This window comes from Bacillus niameyensis (assembly GCF_001375535.1).
GTDB lineage: Bacteria > Bacillota > Bacilli > Bacillales > Bacillaceae_C > Lederbergia > Lederbergia niameyensis.
The window spans coordinates 2947030-2964607 of sequence record NZ_LN831197.1; the positions used below are offsets into that span (position 1 = coordinate 2947030).

Genomic DNA, 17578 nt, shown 5'->3' on the forward strand with positions numbered 1-17578 from the left:
ACATTCAGTTCATATAGTATGAACACGATTTCAAGGAGTTATTCTTATTCTATGCATTAAATTGATTCATTACTTCAAGAAATGGCTTACTAAGCCATAGTTCACATGCATCTGCGCTTTTTATAACTGCTGTTTCCATTACGGATCTATCCTCTTTCGAAAATTTCCCTAATACGTAATCAGGCACAGCCATTCCTGCTGGTGGTCGATCTATACCGATCCTAATCCGATTAAACTGCTGAGTCCCTAAATGTTGAATAGTGGACTTTATTCCATTATGGCCCCCAGCACTTCCCTTTTGCCTAAGCCGAATTTTTCCAACAGGTAAATCTAGATCATCGTAAATAATCGTTATTTCATTTATCCCAATATCATAGTAATCCATCATCGGCCGGATCGATTCACCTGATAAATTCATATATGTCATAGGTTTCAATAAAATCACTTTTTCGCCATTTTTGTGAATCATTGAGTATAGCCCATTAAATTTAGACTTATCTAATGAAGCTCCATACCTATTTGCTAATTCATCAATAACCTCGAAACCTATATTATGTCTCGTTTGCCGATAAGGAACACCTGGATTTCCTAATCCAACAATTAACTTCATCCTATACACTCCAGTAAGATCAACATCACTGTTTATTCATAACCCTTTTTATTATACAGAAAAACTCGCATTCTGGCATGTGATTTTTTTCTATTTCACAGTAATATGCGCAGCCTCATATAGCTGCGCATAAGCAATCTTTTTATTCTTCGTTCGAATTAGATTCTTTACCAATTACATCAGGCTCTGCATTCTCCTGAGTTTGAGGCTCTTCCTCTTCTACTCTTGGTGGTTGTACTGTAACAATGGCTTCAATATCATCATGATTAATCGTAATATCATAGTTAGACCTGATATCGCCTATTGTAATGGAGTCACCGATTTCTAAATTCGTAATATCCACTTCAAATGCTTCAGGTATTTTATTCGGAGTTGCTGTTACTGATAATTCGTATAGAATTTGTTGAACAACTCCTCCCCCTCTATTCACATCTTCACCTAATAACCCTACTCTTACAAGCGCCTCAATTTCTTGCTTCATGTCAACCGCAAGGAAGTCGGCATGAATCACTTCATTTTTAATCGGGTCTTCTTGGTATTCATGAAGAATAGCATTGACCTTTTTTCCATTAAGGTCTAAAGAAATAACCCCATTCCGCCCAACTTCTCTCATTGTTTTAATGAATTCGGAACCGTTTACATAGATAGGTGTATTTGTTGTCTGATATCCATACACAATTCCTGGAATGTCTCCTCTATTACGAATCTGATTTAATAGAGAACGACGTCCATGCTCTCGATCTTTTGCAGCTAATACTGTACTCATCAATAACACGACCTTCCCAATGTAAATTTATATCATTAATATTACCCTATCATATAGCGGAATAAACTTCTAATGAAAAGATTTAATAACGGATGGGCAACACTAGGGGGAGTGCCGAAGAGTTACCTTTAAATTAAAAGTTACCAAACTTGGTTGTTGGTTGGCGCTCCAGACCTTTCGCTTTCCGCGGGCGGTCCGGGGAGCCTCCTCGGCGCAAGCGCCTGTGGGGTCTCTCCTGTTCCTTACTCCCGCAGGAGTCTCAAGGTCTTCCGCGCCAATCAACAGTAATTTTAAAAAGTATCCACTTCTATCATTGTTTTGTAAAAAGGTATAATGCCTCAAAAATTGGTGAGGAATTATCGCTAACAGGCTAACCCTCAAGAGGATATTTAACAAAAGCACCCTTAGTAGAAATCTTTTATATACTTCCTCTTCTAATTTTTCAATTCCTTTGTTCTCCTTTTTTACTTCTTAGAAGTTATAAAACGCCCCAGCAACTAGGGAGAGGGCAAACCATGACTATAACCAATCCATTCAAAATCCCTCTCTATACGTCTACCTGCATTACGAATTTCCCCCTAAAAATAAAAGGGCCTAGTTGCCTTTCTGCTGGAACTAGTAAACAGCAAAAAAACGATGATTTACAATGCTAAGAGAGGTTTCAGTGGACTAAGAGAGACACTAATGAAACCACTATTTCTAAATTTAAATGTTATTCTCCTAGTTAATGGAAGATGCAAAAGTACACCTAGTGTTTTACACATGGGAAATTTCAGAAAAATGGGGGGGTGTTTTGAATTTTATGTTGAATTATAAACAATAAGCAAAACGCAAAATTAAAAGGGAGGAAAATAGGATGATATTCAAATCGTTTGATCCACATACATACAACTTCATAATTTGTATCGATTTTAAGTCCAACAATAAATTCAGTCATGTAAAAATTGGACTCCCAATTTTAGATTGTGTCCAACAATTGGGGGGCAGTTCAAATAATTATCTTTTTTAATCTTCTTCGGTTAATATTTCAACTATAAATGAATCAAAGTTATTTTTCGCAGCAACCTTATCAACAATTTCTTGAATATCTTTTTCTGTATTCCGTTTATTTGTATCATCTGTGCTTTCCATAGAAATAAGAATTAGACTTTGATCCGGATATATTTGATATCCAATAACACCCGTAGGGTTATATCCATTATCTTTTAAAGTTTTTAGAACTTGATCAGATAATTTTGTTTCATCTATTTTTTTTAATATATCATTCCCCTCTTTTAGTTCTTCTAATTTATTTTGAGTTTTAGCGATAGACTTATCGTCTAATTGAAAAATAAAAAATGCTCCTATAGCTATTAAAGAAACTGATAGAATTATGAATAGATTCTTTTTCAAAATAATTCCTCCTTTACATGTTATTAAGATAATATGTTGCTCTTTCATAAATATTCTCATATTCGAGGATGGATGATATAAAACATTGCCGATAATGCTTTCTTAGCCAAACATCATAGTTCTGTTTTCGGTAAATTTCTTTCTGAATGTAACCTACCGACACCAGTTTCATCAAATTTAACTGTTCTTTTGGATAAATTAATATTGGATCATACAACTATAATTACAAGTTTAGTAATAATTTTTAGCACAATTTCCATAGTGACTTTCGTAGCTTATTATCAATCAACATAGAAACAGTAAGACAAATTGAAAATTGATTCAATCAAAATATAGCAAAAAGGGAAATCAGATATATAAGGATGCGAGGGAAATATGCAATATTTATCTCGTATAAAGACGAAACTCATTTAGAATATGAATTTATATTTGATACGGATGATAACATTATGGTAATAGCTTATAATTTCAGTTGGAGAGGGAAAACGTTTAAAAAGGAAATAACGTGTTGTTAAAATTGGAAACACCAAAAGGTATAGCTCCGAAATTACCGAAGCTATACCTATTTTATTTATCTTAGAAGTGGCTTTGGGTTTTAAGACGTTGATTGAAGCGAAGCGCCTGGATCGCAGATCAACATCTAATTTAAAACAGACTTCTTTCTTTAAGGGTAGTTGCTCATACCCTCTTTTCATTAGAAGCTTTGCGTTCTAATTAATCAAACAAAGTACTTACAGACAGATTCTCATGTACTCGGATAATCGCTTCACTTAGTAACGATGCTACAGATAGTTCTTTGATCTTACCAATTTTCTTCTCTTCAGGAAGAGCGATTGAATTGGTTACAACTAATTCCTTGATATTTGAGCTTTCAATTCTTTCTATTGCAGGGCCAGAAAGAACAGGATGTGTGCAGCATGCAAATACCTCTTTTGCGCCATTTTCAGCCAGTGCCTTAGCAGCTAGTGTAATTGTTCCAGCTGTATCAATAATATCATCGATCAAAATAGCTGTTTTTCCTTCTACATTTCCGACTATATTCATTACTTCAGCTACATTTGGGCGCGGTCTACGTTTATCGATAATGGCAATTGGTGCTTTTAAGCGGTCAGCAAGTTTTCTTGCACGCGTTACACCGCCATGATCTGGGGAAACAATGACAAGATCATCTTTGTGGTAATTTTTCGCCTTAAAATAATCTCCAAGAATTGGTACTCCCATTAAATGATCGATAGGAATATCAAAAAATCCTTGAATTTGAGGTGCATGGAGGTCAAGAGTAATCACTCTAGTTGCGCCAGCTGTTTCAATTAAATTGGCAACTAGTTTAGCTGTAATAGGTTCACGCGCTCTCGCCTTGCGATCTTGGCGGGCATACCCATAATAAGGCATGACGAGATTTATAGTTCTCGCTGATGCACGCTTTAACGCATCAATCATAATCAACAATTCCATCAAATTATTATTAACAGGTGAACTAGTTGATTGAACGATGTATACATCGCAACCGCGAATACTTTCTTCAATGTTAATTTGAATTTCTCCATCACTAAACCGATTTACTGAACATTTTCCTAGTTCTAAACCAACGATACTTGCCATTTCCTCTGCCAATGCTCGATTAGAACTCAAAGAAAATATTCTTAAACTTGGGTCAAGATTTTGAATTGACATGATAGACCTCCATTAATTCTTGGAATTTAATTTCTTGACATAACCCTCTTTATTAACTTGCCTTGCTCTTGCAATCGATAGAGCCTCTCCTGGTACATCGTCTGTAATCGTTGAACCAGCTGCCACATATGCGCCCTTTCCAATCGTTACAGGTGCAATCAAATTAGAATTACAACCAACAAAAACATTATCTTCTATTTTTGTTAATGCCTTATTTTTACCGTCATAATTTACAGTGATAGATCCACAACCTAAATTTACGTTAGAACCAACTTCGGCATCTCCAATATAACTTAAGTGAGAAGCTTTCGAGCCCTTACCAAAATCCACCTTTTTTAGTTCAACGAAATTCCCAATTTTCACTTCATCATGGATATTCGACTGTGGTCGAATATGAGCGAAAGGACCAATATGAACATGGGAACCTACGGTACTCTCATGAACAACTGATTGTCGAATACTTGTTTCTGAAGCTACAGTCACTTCTACGAGCTCGCTATTAGGACCAATCTCGCAATTTTCTCCAATAACTGTATTTCCTTTAATTACTGTTCCAGGATAAACGATCGTATCCATACCGATTTTCACACTTGTATCAATATAAGTATTATCAGGGTCAACGATGGTTACACCATTCATCATATGTTTTTCATTTATTCTTTTCCGCATAATTCCTTCTGCTTTTGATAAAGCTACCCGGTCATTAATTCCCATTGTTTCATCAAAATCAATAGTCTGAAATGCAGTAACAATTTGTTGTTTCGACTTAAGAATTTCAATTATGTCTGTGAGATAGTATTCCCCTTGTGCGTTTTCATTCGAAACTTCAGAGATTGCCTCAAACAAAACTTGATTATCAAAACAATACATTCCTGTATTTATTTCTTTAACCTTTTTCTCTTCATCACTGGCATCTTTATGTTCTACTATTTTATCAACATTTCCAGATGAATCGCGAATGACTCTACCGTACCCAGTCGGGTTTTCAGCAAAGGCAGTCAAAACCGTCGCTTTAGCCTTCAGCTTATCATGTTGTTCAAATAAAGCTTCTAGCGTTTCTATAGTGATTAAAGGCGTATCTCCACAAATGACAAGAGTTGTTCCCTCTTTACCTTGCAATACTTCCTTTGCTTGCATAACAGCATGAGCAGTTCCTAGCTGCTCTTCTTGGATGACGAACTCACTTTTCTCCTTCAATAAGGCTTTAACTTGATTAGCTCCATGCCCAACAACTGTTACAACCTGCTCGACATTAAGCTTAGCAATATTATCAACAATGTGCTCTACCATAGGTTTCCCGCATACTGGATGAAGTACTTTATAATGTTTAGACTTCATACGGGTTCCTAATCCTGCAGCAAGAATAACAGCGAATCTATTTGCCATAAACGGCCCTCCAATAACGTTTTTCCATTAATGAATATATCTTATATGAAGGTTTTTTTCAAGAAATGCAAGAATATAGTTAAAAAGATGACGGATAAATGTTTAGATTGGGGTACACGGGGTATACACTAGAGGGAAAACATTAAATATAAATAAAGGGTCCCGCTCGAAAGCAGACCCCCTTATTCTCAGTCTATGATCACGAAGCACCGGCTTCTTCCAGTTCCGGTTCTTCCACTTCTCCCAAACGATGATATTCAGCCAATACAGCGTCCTGGATTTTGCTGCGGGTGTTCGAATTAATCGGATGAGCAATATCGCGAAATTCTCCATCCGGAGTGCGTTTGCTAGGCATTGCTACAAATAAACCATTGTTTCCATCAATTACACGAATATCGTGTACGACGAATTCTTCATCAAGGGTAATGGATGCAATCGCTCTCATTCTTCCCTCTGTGTTGACGCGGCGTAATCTCACATCGGTTACTTCCATTGTGCTCACCACCTTCTTCTCCAAGATAGACATAAGTATGTATTCCACACTTTTGGCTAATATCCTTCTTTAAATTATAAATTTTTTAAAAACTTTTAAAACCGCCGCTTAAAAGTTTATTTAACTAGAGCAATAACTTCAATTTCCAAAAGTACATCCTTTGGAAGTCTAGCTACTTCTACACAAGAACGTGCTGGTTTGTGTGCTGAAAAATACTCTGCATACACTTCATTAATCGTTGCAAAGTCATCCATATTTTTAATGAAAACGGTTGTTTTTACTACAGTTTCAAAGGATGCACCCGCTTCTTCTAATACTGCTTTTAAATTTCTAAATACTTGATGTGTTTGTTCCACAACACCGCCAGAAACAATATCGCCTTCTGGTGTCAATGGGATTTGTCCTGAGCTATAAAATAAGTTATTAATAATAATCCCTTGGGAATATGGTCCAATCGCCGCAGGTGCGTTATTTGTTGATACTACTCTCATCATATATACCTCCTGTTATGTTCATTGCTAATAACTACTCCCTAATTATAGAAAATCAACCTGACTAGAGAAATAATTTCCTTCCGAAACTGATATATTCTTTTCTCTCATATCTACATTTGTCAGTTTTACAAGGGAAATATAATCATCAATCAATCTTTCTTCTTGGAATTCAGATTCTACTAAGACAGCAATTCCTGCAACAGTAGCATTAAATTCAGCTAAAAGGTCAACCATGCCATTGATGGTTCCTCCTGCTCTCATAAAGTCATCGACAATCAATACTTTCGCACCTTCTGTTAAACTTCTTTTAGATAAGGACATCATCTGAATTCGTTTAGAGGAACCTGAAACATAATTAATACTGACTGTTGATCCTTCAGTTACTTTATTATCACGTCTTACAATCACGAATGGAATATTTAAATGATGGGCAATTGTTTGTGCAATAGGTATGCCTTTCGTCGCAACTGTCATAATTACATCTATCTCGCGCTCGGAAACAGCCGAAGCTAAAAGTTTCCCAACTTGATTTAAAATTTGCGAGTCACCGAGTAAATCAGTCATATATAAATATCCTCCCGGTAACAACCTCTCTGGAACAGCAATTAATTTACATAAGTGGTTAATAAATTCTTGTGCCTCTTCCAGCTTAATTTTAGGAATATATTTAACCCCGCCTGCTGCACCAGGTACTGTTTGCAAAGTACCGATCCCCTGACTTTCAAACGTTTCTTTAATGATCACTAAATCCTCGCTAATGGATGATTTAGCGGATTGATAAGTCTGTGAGAAATAAGTTAATGAGACAAGTTCCCGCGGATGATTTAATAGGTAATGTGTCATATCTACAAGACGTTCACTGCGACGAAACTTCATACTTCACCCTCCTGCACAATCAAAAATGCGAATAATATAATAGTAAATATACATGATTGTACGGATTTAGACAAGTTTATTCAAACTGTACGATCAACCTAACATTCTTACCGCATAAACTTGGTTGCAAAATCCGCGCAAACCATTATATACACGTTGAAGTCTAGAGTCATGTTGAACTAGTCCAAAAACAGTTGGACCACTTCCACTCATAAGGACAGCATCTGCCCCAAACTTCTCCATCTGTTCTTTAATCAAAGCAACTTCTGGATACATGTTTAACGTAACCTTTTCCAAAGCATTACCTAAATGAAGACAAACATCTTCATAGGATTGTTGATATAACGCTTTAATCATTGCACCTGTATTTGGGTGCGTTACCTTGTCCATATCAACATTTTTATATATTTCAGACGTAGAAACTCCTATCTCTGGCTTAGCCAATATAACCCAACAATTAGGAGGAGCAGGCAATGTAGTAACCTTTTCCCCACGCCCTTGGGCTAAGCCTGTGCCACCATAAACGCAAAACGATACGTCTGAGCCTATTTCCGAACCCAGTCGTGCTAACTCATCAATCGACAATCCTAATCCCCATAATTTATTCAACCCCCGAAGCGTTGCTGCTGCATCACTACTACCACCCGCAAGTCCTGCTGCTACAGGGATCACCTTATCAATTGAAATCCGAACACCATCTGTAACACCAAATCTTTTTTTAAGAAGATTGGCTGCTTGAAAAGCCAAATTTCGCTGGTCATCGGGGACAAAACGACTTTGGGATACCACTTCAATACGATCTTCACATAAATTGGCGAGTTCAATTCGATCTGCCAAATCAATTGTTGTCATGACCATCTCTACCTCATGGTATCCATCCATACGCTTACCTAATACATCAAGGGATAAATTAATCTTTGCTGGTGCCTTTACCATTAGTCGCATTCTGTTCACCTGCTTGCTTCCGTCAATTCATTTTCCCTATTTTAACACGAAAGACAAATATACTAAAACCTCTAATTTATAATCAGGATAATGCGCCTTCGGACCGGCTCCTTTTTCTAAAAAAGGCACATTATCAGAAAATTTCCCATAAAACTATTACAAGACTGAACAGTGTCAATCAGATCCTGTCACCAGTCTTCAAATTTATCTTAGTTCTGCACATTCTACTACACGTCTTGCGATTTATCGCATCACAGCGGACGCAAATAATAATGCGCTTGATTAACTAAAATGCATTTACTGCCCTTTACACATAAAAGACCGAAGCACAAGGCCTCGGTCTGCGGGTAGTTGTTTGTCTCCAAATGGATCATTTCATTAATTCTCAGATCTGTTAGCTAATTGTTGCTCAGCAATTTCAATCGCACGTTTGACCATATTGCCCGCGTCCCTAGCTTTTATTCCACCCCAGCCCTCTTTCTCGACTGTATCATAAAAACCAAGTTCCTTTGCCAACTCGACTTTTAGCTTATCAGACATGATACCTTTTCTACGACCCAAAACAAAGTCCCCCTTTGCCCGCTTTTATAGTGTTAGCAAAAGAGAAAATTATATTTGAGTCAACTTTTTACATAAAGTGAAACTTAGCTCAGTTAAGTATACCTATTACAAAACAGGCAAAAAAATAGCAGTAAACTCTTAACAGTTTACTGCTGACCCAGGGCTAAGTTTCCTGCTGTATCCTCAAAGAATGTAAGTTCGACTGTCTCAGTAAGTACATCTGCATAGCTATAGGAAACACGTTCAAATGCATTTTCCTCTTGATCTAATTCGATGACAAAAACCGATGGATAAGTTTCTGCCAAAACCCCAGAACGCTCTATGGTTTTCCTGCGGCCTCCATTGGCTTTTAACATTAATCTCCTACCCAGATTTGAATCAAGGGATTTCTTAATGCTTGCTAATGTTTTTGGCATTGGCTCCACCTCACTAAGAATAAGTATATCACAGGTGAAAAAAATAGTCAAATAAATGATTAATTTTAACAGTATTGCAGTAAAGTTGTCAACACTTTTTTATCTACAATATAGCCCAATTTCCTACAATTTTAGTATGATCTTATTTATTTTTATTATGTATAGTAAAAAAGAATCAGTATCTTAGACGAATAAACATAGGTGTTATTTAGGGCTTTGACTTCTCACTCAATAGCGTCATTCGCTCGATCAGACAATCAAAACTGGACAGTAAAAAAGCACTAGCCATAATCTGCACCAATGCTTTTTTCACTTTCAATCTTCGTCCCAAACAGGCTTAAATGGCATTCCTGTTCGTAATACACCTCTCGTTTCAATTCCTCCAATTCCCTTTTCACCAGTAAGCGTATTTCTAAGCACATCCCAAACATTGATTCTTTCCATAAATGGAGTAAAGCAAATTTTAGCTACTATATAAACAGGGTCTAATGCATGGATATTGACTCGAAGTGGCGAACTAGCAAAGTTAGCTCCTGCATGAATAAGAGATTCAAAATGGGATTGACAGGCTCCTGCAAAAATAATAAGTTGGTCAAGATTTGGATTTCTTTTCCGAGCCTGCTTGACTGTTTCGACAAAATATTTGGAATGTCGGTAAGCATTTAGGTCAATCATTTTTCCTTTTGACTTTGAATACGCATCATGTCCCGTAATAACGAGAATATCTGGTCGATAATAATCCAATAAAGAATCAATGCGTTGGTGCATTTCCTTTTCATTACAGTGCACGCCGTAAACAGTCACGCCAAGTTTTTCATATAAATCAAGACATTTATCTAAATAGGTGCGGTCACCATCCAGATGCAGTATTCGGCCAGGTATTTGAAAATAGCTAATGTCTTGCTTGTAACCTTCCGTAGTGTTAAATTCTTGTTCATTGCGTAATAATTCAATATCCTGTTTGAATAGCTGGAGGGATTGTTCTTCTAATGAGCGTACTTCAGAGGATCTCTGTAGTTGTTCAGAATGACTTATTGGTATTAAGTCATCAATAGGTGCGTCTGCAATCAGACGGTAGTCTTCTCCATATAAAATAGCTACTTTCTGACCGTTAACCTCCATAATTTCGATCACTTTGAATAAAATGTCACAATTATGGGATAAGCGACCAACAATCTTATTTACTTCTATCACAGTAGTCAACTCCAATGAACAGAGTAATTCGGTTATGGATTAGGCTATGCGAAACATGCAAGCCTTGTGCCTGTTCATCGGATGATCGACATTCTTACTGAAAAAGTGGCAATAACGTGTCGCTTAACTTTCCAAACTCCTGAATCGTTAATGTTTCTCCTCTTCTAGCTGGATCGATATCACACTCTTCAAGAGCCACAATGATCTCATCTTTTCTTTCCCTGCCTTTATCAAGTCCATTAACTAAGTTATTTAAAATAGTTTTCCTGCGCTGGGCGAAGGACTTCCTAACAATTTCAAAGAAAAAATGCTCATCCTTTACATGCACTGCTGGTTGTTCTCGCTTCGTTAAACGAATAACTGCGGAATCAACATTAGGCTGGGGCATAAAAACTGTCTTAGGCACAATCATCACTGTTTCTGGAACAGTATAAAATTGAATGGCAATGGAAAGCGATCCATAATTCTTCGTACCAGGATTTGCAGCAATACGATCAGCAACTTCCTTTTGCAGCATTACGACAATTCCCTTAATTGGAAGATGATCTTCAAGCAGCTTCATAATAATAGGAGTTGTCACATAATAAGGGAGATTAGCGACAACCATAATATCCTTCATATCTTGAAATTGATCTGCTATGATCGGCTTTAAATCCGCTTTTAAAATATCCTGATGATAGATTGTTACATTAGAATAAGGTGATAGCGTATCCTTTAGGATAGGGAGTAAACGATTATCAATTTCGAATGCGGCGACCTTGCCACTCGTTCTAGCTAAATGCTCTGTTAATGCCCCAATTCCAGGGCCAATTTCAATCGCTCCTATTTCCTTTGTTAATCCGGCTGCTTCTGTAATTTTTTTTAATATATTTGAATCAATTAAAAAATTTTGTCCCAAGCTCTTTTTAAACGAAAAGCCATATTTATTTAGTATTTCCTTAGTCCTTATAGGTGTTGCAATATCCCTTTGCATATTACTGTTGCTCCTTCTCATAAACGGCTTGAACGGCTTTAATAAATTCATCGCGCGAAATTCTAAACATCACTAAACGCTTATGAAGTTGTTTTCCATTTGTATAGCCAATCTTTAACAACTCCCCTAGACGCTCTCTACGCGCCTTCGATTGCGGCTCTCCAATTAAGCCTGCATCCATTAAATCGGCCTGTGATATTATCTCCTGTTCGGAATTACTCATAATGTGAGCATCCTTAAGGGCATTTTGGATAACAGTTGGCGAAGCATGCTCTACACCTAGACTATCGCCATTTTTAGAAATGGCGTGCCTTTTTTCAATGAAAGCATGTTTGCATCCAGGAACTTGAGCTGCAATCGTTTTTCTAATTTTTTCTCCAGGAAAATCAGGGTCGGTAAAAATAATGACTCCTCTAACTTTCTCAGCAAGTTTTATTTTTTCGATCGTTTCAGAAGAAACAGCTGATCCGTTCGTTTCAATCGTGTCTGCCTCTACGGCTCTTTGGATTGCTCGTGTATCATCTTTGCCTTCCACAACTATTATTTCTTTTATTTTCATTTTTCCTCCAAAAGGTGAAACTTTTTCATTTTTAAAACGTCTAATGTATTGAGATAGTTTTCCCCTATCTTCCTTTCGGTTATCTTTTGAAACATGCCAGTGGGTCAAAAGATAGCCTCTTTTTAAGGATACAATATTCTACTTGACTTATCCAAAAAAAGACGGAGATTATATTCTCCGCCTCGAAAATAATTATTTAATTTAGTACACGAATTTTTACCTTTTTTCTACCAAAGCGATATGCTTGTTCCTTCGTCGGAACAAAAACGTCGATGCGATTTCCTTTAATAGCACCGCCTGTATCGCCAGCTATCGCATACCCGTATCCTTCTACCCAAACCTTGGATCCAAGCGGAATCACGTTAGGATCCACAGCAATAACTTTGGAACCTGGATTCGCATGCAAATTAATCCCAGTAGCAGTAACACCAGAACATCCATTACAGCTAGCTGTGTAAGCGGTAGCACTCATATACATCTCTTTGCCGCCACTTGGAGTCTCCTGACTAGATGCTGTGTTTGCCTTGGATACTCCTCTTGATGCTTGTGCAACAATAACCTTAGTTCCAACTGCAACAACTTTATCTTGACTTTCTTGTACTGTCTTTTCAGCAATTAACTTTCGGTCAACTTCTTTACCGTTTTCCTTAATTACTTCAAACTCTTTTTTCAACAGACCTTCTTTACCAGTCTGAACGACTTTTTCGGTGCCTTTTAAAAGATTAGCATCCTTTTTTGTTACGACAGTATAGTCAATCGGTTCTTCCACTACATCGGTGACCTTTTCAACGCGGATGACTTTAACAGTACTATTTGGTTCCACGTCTTCTTTCAGATTTGGTTCTACACGATCCAAATCGCCGAGTTTAATTCCTTGTTGTTTTAAAAAGTCAGCGACCGTAGTCGAAGTTGACCAAACATCCTTTTTCTTCTTGCCATCTGCTAAGGTTAATGCAAAAGCACGATCAATCTCCAATTTTAATTGATCTTTAATTTGATCTTCAACTGAAAAATTAAATTGATCATGTTCTTGTATCTTAATATTTTCCTCATCTAGAAATTCCTGCACAGTTTTGGCTGTTGTCCAATAGTATGATTGTTCATCGCCATCTTTTACAGCTATCTGCTTCGCCGGCTCCCAGCTAATTTCTATTTGATCCTCAAGTTTAGTGTCAAGTGAAAGTGATATATAGTCGGTTTCCTTTACAGGCACATTTTGTTCTTGTAATACATCCCCAACTGTTGCAGCATGAGTTTTTACGACTACTTCTTCTCCGTCAATTGTAAGAGCAACTGTTTTTTTCGTTCCTTCAAAAGCGAGGACTGTCATAGAAGCGGAAAAAACTATGAAACTAGCAATCAAAATCCCTACTTTTCGTCGTGTTAACGATGAAAAAAGTGATTTTTTCTTGAGATTTGTGTTCATCAAAACACTCCTCCTTCTTCTTCGAGAAATTATACAGATTGTCTTTTAATTGTCAACTCCTATCTCTTTCGCAAGGTAAAATCTATTATGCATAGACTGCTATAAAAAAGAAAGAGAAAGTTATCGACAAATATCATCTGGAAGAAGCTAAGTTTTGTAGAATTAACGGGTTTTTCTGTGAAAACGGATCCTACTCTTTCACTTTTTTCATCGTTTTTTATCAATCAATGCCGAATACTTTTTTTGCGTTAGCTGTTGTAATCGAAGCTACTTCTTCCAAACTTAATTCTCTTAACTCTGCAATTTGTTCTGCTACCAGTTTCACGTAAGCCGGTTCATTTCTTTTTCCCCGGTATGGATGTGGTGCTAAATAAGGACAATCTGTTTCAATAAGCAAGCGCTCCATTGGAACTTGAACTGCCACCTCTTTTGGCTTTTTAGCATTCTTAAAAGTGACTGGACCACCAAGAGAAATGTAGAAGTTCATGTCTACACATTCTTTTGCTGTTTCAGCACTTCCACTGAAACAATGCATAATCCCACCGACTTCTCCTGCATCCTCTTCTTTTAAAATCTCTAGAATATCCTGTGTAGCATCTCGATTATGTATGATGATAGGTAATTTTAACTTTTTTGCTAGTTTGATTTGTTTACGGAATACAGCTTTTTGAATATCCTTTGGTGACTTATCCCAATGGTAATCTAATCCCATTTCTCCAAGTGCCACTACTTTCGGATGTTGTGCAACTTCCTCAAGCCAAACTAGGTCTTCGTCCTCCATATCAATAGCATCCACTGGATGCCATCCGACACTTGCATAAATAAAATCATAACGATCAACTAACTCAATTGCTTTTTCAATCGTTTCACGATCAAAACCAACAACTGTCATAAACTCAACACCAGCTGCTTGCGCTCTAGCAATCGTTTCTTCCAAATCCTCAGCAAATTGGTCAGCATTTAAATGGACGTGAGTATCAAATAACATTAATCTAAAACTCCTTCCTAGAAGTATACTCCATAATTTCGTAACATTTATCTCAGTCAACTAACATTTATATTACAAAGAAATAACATAGAGAGAAGGGATAAAAACATAAAATCCGCTTAAAACTCCCTATGTTATTATGTTTTCAATAATTATGGAAAATTATGGTATATTAAATTTAGTTTACAATTGCGCCATTTTCTAGCGTCTGATCTACTGATGCAAGAGAAAGTTTTCCATCTTTTTCTCCTGCAAGAATCATTCCTTGCGATAATTCTCCACGCAACTGAACAGCCTTTAAGTTGGCAACTACAATAACTTTTCTGCCAATTAAATCTTCTGGTTTATAAAATTCCGCAATCCCCGAAATAACTTGGCGTTTTTCATAACCAAGATCTAATTGGAGTTTCAACAACTTATTAGCCTTTTTAACTTGTTCACAACTAATTACTTCTGCTACTCTTAATTCGATCTTTCTAAAATCATCGATAGTGATTTCAGGCAGTTGTCCTTCCGAAGCTTGTTCTTCCTCTTTTTCATTATTATTGGAAGTTGCTGACCCTTGCATTTGCTCTTTAATATAGGCAATTTCCTCTTCCATATCCAATCGTGGGAAAATAGGTTCACCTTTTTTAACTACGACCGTTCCTTCCGAAATAGCGCCAAAGTTCGACAGACTTTCCCAAGTAGTTTCCTGCACGTTCAGTTGGGCAAAGATATTATTAGGAGTTTGCGTTAAAAATGGCTTTAATAAAATGGCTGTTCTTCTCAGTGATTCTGCGAGATGCACCATTACACTTCCTAATTCATTTCTCTTCTCTTCCTGTTTAGCTAGTGCCCATGGCATAGTTTCATCAATATATTTATTCGTTCTACTAATTAATTGCCAAACAGCTGATAGTGCGACAGAGAATTCCATATTCTCCATTGCTTCTTCATATTTTTCAATAGTTGCTTCGTTCATGGAACGAAGATCATCATCAAAAGTAGTCACAGATCCTTGATATGCAGGAATTTCTCCATCAAAGTATTTATTGATCATGGCGACTGTTCGATTTAATAAGTTTCCAAGATCATTGGCTAAATCAAAATTAATCCGCTCAACAAATCCTTCCGGTGTAAAGACACCATCTGAGCCAAATGGAACTTCTCTTAAAAGATAATAACGAAGAGCATCCAATCCATAACGATCAATTAATGTGACAGGATCGACAACATTCCCTTTAGACTTCGACATTTTTCCATCTTTCATGAGGAGCCAACCATGAGCAAAAACTTTCTTTGGTAATGGCAAATCGAGCGCCATGAGCATAATCGGCCAATAAATCGTGTGGAAACGAACAATTTCTTTTCCGACAAGATGTACGTCTGCTGGCCAATATTTTTCGTATTTCGACTCGTCCCCTGTACCGTAGCCAAGAGCTGTAATATAGTTAGTTAACGCATCAATCCAAACATAAATGACATGTTTAGGATTCCCAGGAACTTTAATTCCCCAATCAAAAGTCGTCCGCGATACAGCCAAATCTTCCAATCCTGGTTTAATAAAATTATTAATCATTTCATTTTTACGAGATTCTGGTTGGATAAAGTGAGGATTTTCCTCATAATATTGCAGTAAACGATCGACGTATTTGCTCATTTTAAAGAAATAAGACTCTTCTTTTACTTTTTCAACAGGACGTCCACAATCAGGACAGTTCCCATTTACTAATTGACGCTCCGTGAAGAAAGATTCACATGGTGTACAATACCAGCCTTCATATACATCAAGATAAATATCTCCTTGGTCAAGCAGGCGTTTAAAAATCCTTTCGACAACTTGCTTATGGCGTGTTTCTGTCGTTCGAATAAAATCATCGTAAGATATATCAAGTTTTTTCCAAAGATCTTGGATTCCGCTCACAATATTATCGACATATTCTTGCGGTGTCACACCAGCTTCTGTTGCCTTTTGTTGGATTTTCTGCCCATGTTCATCCGTTCCTGTCAAATACATGACGTCAAAGCCGCGAAGTCGTTTATAGCGTGCCATCGCATCCCCAGCTACTGTTGTATAAGCATGTCCAATATGTAAATTTCCGCTCGGATAATAAATTGGAGTTGTTAAATAAAATGTTTTCTTCTGATCTCCCATCTAAGTTCCCCTCCAGCTCTTTCATTGTGATTCTATTTCATTATCTAGTTACAGCGCCCAGCGACGCTTCCGCCTTTAATTGCATCATAACCTTTTGTATCTTCAAAATATACTCATGTATGCTATAAAATTATACAAGTTTTGATAAACCTTTACAAATCAATGACTGCGGGAGAAATCATTAAAAACACATAATAAAAGGCAGACAGCAATCCCTTGCTACCTACCCGTGGATTAATATAAAATAGACTCTCGAAATTACGAGGCGTAAATTTGCCGAACTTCCAAATGGCGTTAGTTCCTTTTTTTACAAACAAGGACATGATAAAGCCTCTCATGTCCCTTATGTGCCGTTTTATTCTCTGAATGGGACATGATTCAATGACAATCGTTACTATTTCACAGAAGATCAGTTCATTACGGGCACGATTCAGTGTCAATCGTTACCGTTTCATAGAAGATCAGCTCATTACGGGCACGATTCAGTGTCAATCGTTACCGTTTCACAGAAGATCAGCTCATTACGGGCACGATTCAGTGTCAATCGTTACCGTTTCACAGAAGATCAACTCATTGCGGGCACGATTCAGTGTCAATCGTTACCGTTTCACAGAAGATCAACTCATTGCGGGCACGATTCAGTGTCAATCGTTACCGTTTCACAGAAGATCAACTCATTGCGGGCACG

18 protein-coding genes are annotated in these 17578 nt (G+C 37.1%); 1 reads left to right on the forward strand and 17 read right to left on the reverse strand.

Annotation, left to right across the window (positions count from 1 at the left end):
- Positions 1–49: 49 nt before the first annotated feature.
- From pth to metG, 17 genes are all read right to left on the reverse strand, one after another.
- The gene (gene pth / locus BN1243_RS13950) at positions 50–610 is read right to left on the reverse strand and encodes an aminoacyl-tRNA hydrolase (RefSeq protein WP_062107772.1); all 561 of its coding nucleotides are present in this window, start codon (positions 608–610) and stop codon (positions 50–52) included.
- A gap of 142 nt (positions 611–752) precedes the next feature.
- Positions 753–1376, reverse strand: a complete 624-nt coding sequence (locus tag BN1243_RS13955) for a 50S ribosomal protein L25/general stress protein Ctc (protein WP_062110635.1) — start codon at positions 1374–1376, stop codon at positions 753–755.
- 1005 nt (positions 1377–2381) lie between these two features.
- On the reverse strand, positions 2382–2768 hold the full coding sequence (locus tag BN1243_RS13960) for a hypothetical protein (RefSeq protein WP_062107774.1): 387 nt from the start codon (positions 2766–2768) through the stop codon (positions 2382–2384).
- 714 nt (positions 2769–3482) lie between these two features.
- On the reverse strand, positions 3483–4442 hold the full coding sequence (locus BN1243_RS13965; RefSeq protein WP_062107776.1) for a ribose-phosphate diphosphokinase: 960 nt from the start codon (positions 4440–4442) through the stop codon (positions 3483–3485).
- 12 nt (positions 4443–4454) lie between these two features.
- Entirely contained in the window at positions 4455–5828 is a 1374-nt protein-coding gene (gene glmU / locus BN1243_RS13970) for a bifunctional UDP-N-acetylglucosamine diphosphorylase/glucosamine-1-phosphate N-acetyltransferase GlmU (RefSeq protein ID WP_062107778.1), read from the reverse strand.
- Positions 5829–6027: 199 nt separating this feature from the next.
- Entirely contained in the window at positions 6028–6321 is a 294-nt protein-coding gene (spoVG, locus tag BN1243_RS13975; protein ID WP_062107780.1) for a septation regulator SpoVG, read from the reverse strand.
- Positions 6322–6437: 116 nt separating this feature from the next.
- A complete protein-coding gene (locus BN1243_RS13980; protein WP_062107783.1) occupies positions 6438–6812 on the reverse strand; it encodes a RidA family protein in 375 nt (124 codons plus the stop codon).
- Between the two features lie 45 nt (positions 6813–6857).
- Positions 6858–7691: a pur operon repressor gene (gene purR, locus BN1243_RS13985; protein WP_062107786.1), complete on the reverse strand. Its 834-nt coding sequence runs from the start codon at positions 7689–7691 to the stop codon at positions 6858–6860.
- Positions 7692–7784: 93 nt separating this feature from the next.
- Positions 7785–8636 carry a 4-(cytidine 5'-diphospho)-2-C-methyl-D-erythritol kinase gene (gene ispE, locus BN1243_RS13990; RefSeq protein WP_062107788.1) on the reverse strand — a complete coding sequence of 284 codons (852 nt, stop codon included), beginning with the start codon at positions 8634–8636 and terminating at the stop codon, positions 7785–7787.
- A 378-nt stretch (positions 8637–9014) separates the two neighbouring features.
- Positions 9015–9197, reverse strand: a complete 183-nt coding sequence (locus BN1243_RS13995) for a small, acid-soluble spore protein, alpha/beta type (protein ID WP_062107789.1) — start codon at positions 9195–9197, stop codon at positions 9015–9017.
- Positions 9198–9343: 146 nt separating this feature from the next.
- Positions 9344–9613, reverse strand: a complete 270-nt coding sequence (veg, locus tag BN1243_RS14000) for a biofilm formation stimulator Veg (RefSeq protein WP_062107791.1) — start codon at positions 9611–9613, stop codon at positions 9344–9346.
- A gap of 315 nt (positions 9614–9928) precedes the next feature.
- Positions 9929–10816 carry a sporulation peptidase YabG gene (yabG, locus tag BN1243_RS14005; RefSeq protein WP_062110636.1) on the reverse strand — a complete coding sequence of 296 codons (888 nt, stop codon included), beginning with the start codon at positions 10814–10816 and terminating at the stop codon, positions 9929–9931.
- Positions 10817–10901: 85 nt separating this feature from the next.
- Entirely contained in the window at positions 10902–11780 is an 879-nt protein-coding gene (gene rsmA, locus BN1243_RS14010) for a 16S rRNA (adenine(1518)-N(6)/adenine(1519)-N(6))-dimethyltransferase RsmA (RefSeq protein WP_062107793.1), read from the reverse strand.
- 1 nt (position 11781) lies between these two features.
- Positions 11782–12339 carry a ribonuclease M5 gene (gene rnmV / locus BN1243_RS14015; RefSeq protein WP_062110637.1) on the reverse strand — a complete coding sequence of 186 codons (558 nt, stop codon included), beginning with the start codon at positions 12337–12339 and terminating at the stop codon, positions 11782–11784.
- Between the two features lie 196 nt (positions 12340–12535).
- Positions 12536–13765 carry a G5 and 3D domain-containing protein gene (locus BN1243_RS14020; RefSeq protein WP_062107795.1) on the reverse strand — a complete coding sequence of 410 codons (1230 nt, stop codon included), beginning with the start codon at positions 13763–13765 and terminating at the stop codon, positions 12536–12538.
- Positions 13766–13985: 220 nt separating this feature from the next.
- A complete protein-coding gene (locus tag BN1243_RS14025; RefSeq protein WP_062107797.1) occupies positions 13986–14753 on the reverse strand; it encodes a TatD family hydrolase in 768 nt (255 codons plus the stop codon).
- A 178-nt stretch (positions 14754–14931) separates the two neighbouring features.
- Positions 14932–16890, reverse strand: coding sequence for a methionine--tRNA ligase (gene metG, locus BN1243_RS14030; protein ID WP_062107799.1), 1959 nt, complete (start codon positions 16888–16890; stop codon positions 14932–14934).
- A gap of 366 nt (positions 16891–17256) precedes the next feature.
- Here metG and BN1243_RS22690 point away from each other — a divergent pair.
- Positions 17257–17578, forward strand: a 322-nt coding sequence (locus BN1243_RS22690) for a hypothetical protein (RefSeq protein ID WP_230200206.1), incomplete at its 3' end; no start/stop codon positions are given.

Coding starts and splice junctions, on each gene's coding strand:
- pth (WP_062107772.1), bottom strand. CDS start 610: ATGAAGTTAATTGTTGGATTAGGAAATCCAGGTGTTCCTTATCGGCAA.
- BN1243_RS13955 (WP_062110635.1), bottom strand. CDS start 1,376: ATGAGTACAGTATTAGCTGCAAAAGATCGAGAGCATGGACGTCGTTCT.
- BN1243_RS13965 (WP_062107776.1), bottom strand. CDS start 4,442: ATGTCAATTCAAAATCTTGACCCAAGTTTAAGAATATTTTCTTTGAGT.
- glmU (WP_062107778.1), bottom strand. CDS start 5,828: ATGGCAAATAGATTCGCTGTTATTCTTGCTGCAGGATTAGGAACCCGT.
- spoVG (WP_062107780.1), bottom strand. CDS start 6,321: ATGGAAGTAACCGATGTGAGATTACGCCGCGTCAACACAGAGGGAAGA.
- BN1243_RS13980 (WP_062107783.1), bottom strand. CDS start 6,812: ATGAGAGTAGTATCAACAAATAACGCACCTGCGGCGATTGGACCATAT.
- purR (WP_062107786.1), bottom strand. CDS start 7,691: ATGAAGTTTCGTCGCAGTGAACGTCTTGTAGATATGACACATTACCTA.
- ispE (WP_062107788.1), bottom strand. CDS start 8,636: ATGCGACTAATGGTAAAGGCACCAGCAAAGATTAATTTATCCCTTGAT.
- veg (WP_062107791.1), bottom strand. CDS start 9,613: ATGCCAAAAACATTAGCAAGCATTAAGAAATCCCTTGATTCAAATCTG.
- rsmA (WP_062107793.1), bottom strand. CDS start 11,780: ATGCAAAGGGATATTGCAACACCTATAAGGACTAAGGAAATACTAAAT.
- rnmV (WP_062110637.1), bottom strand. CDS start 12,339: ATGAAAATAAAAGAAATAATAGTTGTGGAAGGCAAAGATGATACACGA.
- BN1243_RS14020 (WP_062107795.1), bottom strand. CDS start 13,765: ATGAACACAAATCTCAAGAAAAAATCACTTTTTTCATCGTTAACACGA.
- BN1243_RS14025 (WP_062107797.1), bottom strand. CDS start 14,753: ATGTTATTTGATACTCACGTCCATTTAAATGCTGACCAATTTGCTGAG.
- metG (WP_062107799.1), bottom strand. CDS start 16,890: ATGGGAGATCAGAAGAAAACATTTTATTTAACAACTCCAATTTATTAT.